We start from the raw sequence: 2,367 nt of genomic DNA on the forward strand, positions 1-2,367 counted from the left end.
AGGAATTTTCAAATGACAAGCTGAAAAGGATAGCAAAAGTTTGCTTGCCCTATGAACCGATTGTGTTCGCTGATGCGACTGGCTGCGGCCGCCTTTGAAAAAATTGCTATTTATGGACAGACACTAGCTGACATCGAGGCCATACCTCAGCTAATGGTCAAGCATTCTATATTAATTTCATCACCTGAGGTAGAAACTATCTTATAAAGGTATTAGCTCGATATTCAGCTGTGGTTCTTCTGGTGTTCCTTGATGTAGTTAGTTGCCTTGCTTCTGATTACGAAGAAGAACATCTCTACGAAGTCCTAAAGAACGCTAGACAGAGAGACTCCCCAAGCCTATCAAGTAAGGTGTTAACTGTAATCCCTGGTGGATTCGTTGTGGCAGTAGTAGAGACTGATGTCGGTAAAGGGCAAAGAGAAAAGTGGCTGAAGATCCAAGAGGCTCCTGGTGAGTACCCTACAGGCTATATTCTAAGTCTTTATTAGCTGACTACACTCTCTCATACACCTTAAAAGAACATGAGAATAAGTTCCATAGGGTCAAACACTTCACTCCAGCATCTTCGAGCTATGTCTATCCTCAGTCTCACTCAAGGATATACGCAAGGGAAGGTGAGTTCCTGCCACACTTCCCACGTATCTCAGATATGACCTTAAATGGAGTACAGATAACCCCTGGAGGCTTTGATTCCAATAGTCCCTACTATTACCTGAGATCATCCACAGGAGGTGCTCACTGTTGCTTTGGAATAACGTATGTCTCCAAAGATCCTCTGTACAAGGAGGAGCTATCTATTGACCTTAGGTACAGCGATGTACTACCTGAGATGTATGACTCAACTGGAGAATGGAGGGTTATGGTTAACGATTGGAGCTATGCTTACTGGCTCTATAGCTTTGCGTTATCTCCAGCTCCACAGGTTATCCTGAAAGTTGAGAATGGTAGCTTAGTTCCTTCTCTGAGTGACATGAGGAACCCCAAGCCTTCACATGATCAACTTATGGAGTTAGCTCAAGGCTTAAAGTTGCCAATAAATCGAGATGGATCTGGGCTCATATCGAAGCTAACCTCTACTCTTCTAGATCTCTATTACTCTGGTAACTCTGAGTCTGCTTTGGAGCTTCTGAACATGGTATGGACTGAGGGGCAGGTGATAACCGTGGTTGGCGAGGAGTTAGACAGAGAGAGGTACTTGAGCAGACTGACCGTGAGGATCAAAGGATCACCTTACTTCCAAGACTGGACGACACTGTAAACTATACGAAGAAGACTATATGGATAACGATTCAACAAGTATCACCACAAAGCCTATGATGACCGAATGCTGCCAGTGCTCAAGTATGATATCAGTGAGAGCAACAATATGTCCGAGCTGTGATAGTATTCAAACGAAGCCCTGTTCGATCTGTAACAACTTAATACCTATTGATTCTACCGCTTGCCCTGAGTGTGGTGATCCTGATCCGTTTGCTCCAAAGGAAGCAGTTGAGCTGAATCATGGGAATGATAATACTAACGGTCAGGGTGATATTGCAACGCTAGAGAGAGAGTCTTTTCAGAGCAATAAGCTTGAAACTATATTGATGTCAGGAATTCTGTTGTTCTTTTTTATAGTATTAATAACTATCTTTAGTGCTACATCAAAAGAAGTCGATCCACCCATAACTAAAGCAACTGAGTTACCAACATTTTGGTTCGTTAACAAAGAAACAAAGCCTCTCGACGAGGATTTACCAGAAGCTAAACCTAACTCATTGTTCCAAAAAAACTTTAATCTCCCTAAAGACTGCTACCTACTTAAAAAGTATATAGATCACTACGGTATCAGCGCAATGTCTGGCCCAGAAACCAACAAGCTTAAATCAGTTGCCAACTACTGCAATCAAGAAAAATATGATGTAATAATATCAAAAGAAACAATTAATCAATACGATAGAAATGATTAGACAGGAGATTCGATGACAGTAAAGGACAAGAGTGATAAACCAGCAGAAAGCACAAACAATCTCATGTTAACAAAGTGTATAGAATGCTCAAGTGCCATTTCTGTGAGGGCTGCAGTATGCCCTAAGTGTGGTGCTGCTAAAGGGGTCGAATGCTTTGTGTGCAATAGCTTGATTTCTCCTGAGTCTAACAGTTGTCCAGTATGTGGAGATCCAGACCCTTTTGAAAGATTAGACAAGATAAGCAAACCCTTCAGCAACTCTATCGACCCTCCAGCTACTCAAGACGACAATTGATGTGGTAGGAATTTATGGACACTTTCTTAAGAGTGAAATAACAATTCTTGAGGAGGTAATTCATGACCAAACGAAAAAGACGTAACTACACAAATGAATTCAAAGAAGAAGCTGTGAAGCTTGT

Annotated in this window: 4 protein-coding genes; all 4 read left to right on the forward strand. The window is 41.7% G+C overall.

The features are described from left to right. The first annotated feature begins 242 nt into the window (after window positions 1-242). The 4 genes from JWH17_RS25025 (at window position 243) to JWH17_RS24775 (ending at window position 2,243) form a co-directional block, all read left to right on the forward strand. Window positions 243-488, forward strand: coding sequence for an SH3 domain-containing protein (locus JWH17_RS25025; protein ID WP_499776920.1), 246 nt, complete (start codon window positions 243-245; stop codon window positions 486-488). Window positions 489-649: 161 nt separating this feature from the next. After that, a complete protein-coding gene (locus tag JWH17_RS23070) occupies window positions 650-1,258 on the forward strand; it encodes a hypothetical protein (protein WP_205225055.1) in 609 nt (202 codons plus the stop codon). Between the two features lie 19 nt (window positions 1,259-1,277). Further along, window positions 1,278-1,949 (forward strand): zinc ribbon domain-containing protein, encoded by a 672-nt coding sequence (locus JWH17_RS23075; RefSeq protein ID WP_205225056.1) that lies wholly within the window; start codon window positions 1,278-1,280, stop codon window positions 1,947-1,949. A gap of 63 nt (window positions 1,950-2,012) precedes the next feature. Then, window positions 2,013-2,243 carry a double zinc ribbon domain-containing protein gene (locus JWH17_RS24775; RefSeq protein ID WP_369125082.1) on the forward strand — a complete coding sequence of 77 codons (231 nt, stop codon included), beginning with the start codon at window positions 2,013-2,015 and terminating at the stop codon, window positions 2,241-2,243. The last annotated feature ends 124 nt before the right edge of the window (window positions 2,244-2,367 follow it).

Source organism: Desulfogranum marinum, assembly GCF_016918565.1.
Classification (GTDB): Bacteria; Desulfobacterota; Desulfobulbia; order Desulfobulbales; family Desulfobulbaceae; genus Desulfogranum; species Desulfogranum marinum.

What these genes read in the sequence shown, in the direction of transcription:
- JWH17_RS23070 (WP_205225055.1), top strand. Translation starts at nt 650, where the DNA reads ATGACCTTAAATGGAGTACAGATAACCCCTGGAGGCTTTGATTCCAAT.
- JWH17_RS24775 (WP_369125082.1), top strand. Translation starts at nt 2,013, where the DNA reads ATGTTAACAAAGTGTATAGAATGCTCAAGTGCCATTTCTGTGAGGGCT.
- JWH17_RS23075 (WP_205225056.1), top strand. Translation starts at nt 1,278, where the DNA reads ATGGATAACGATTCAACAAGTATCACCACAAAGCCTATGATGACCGAA.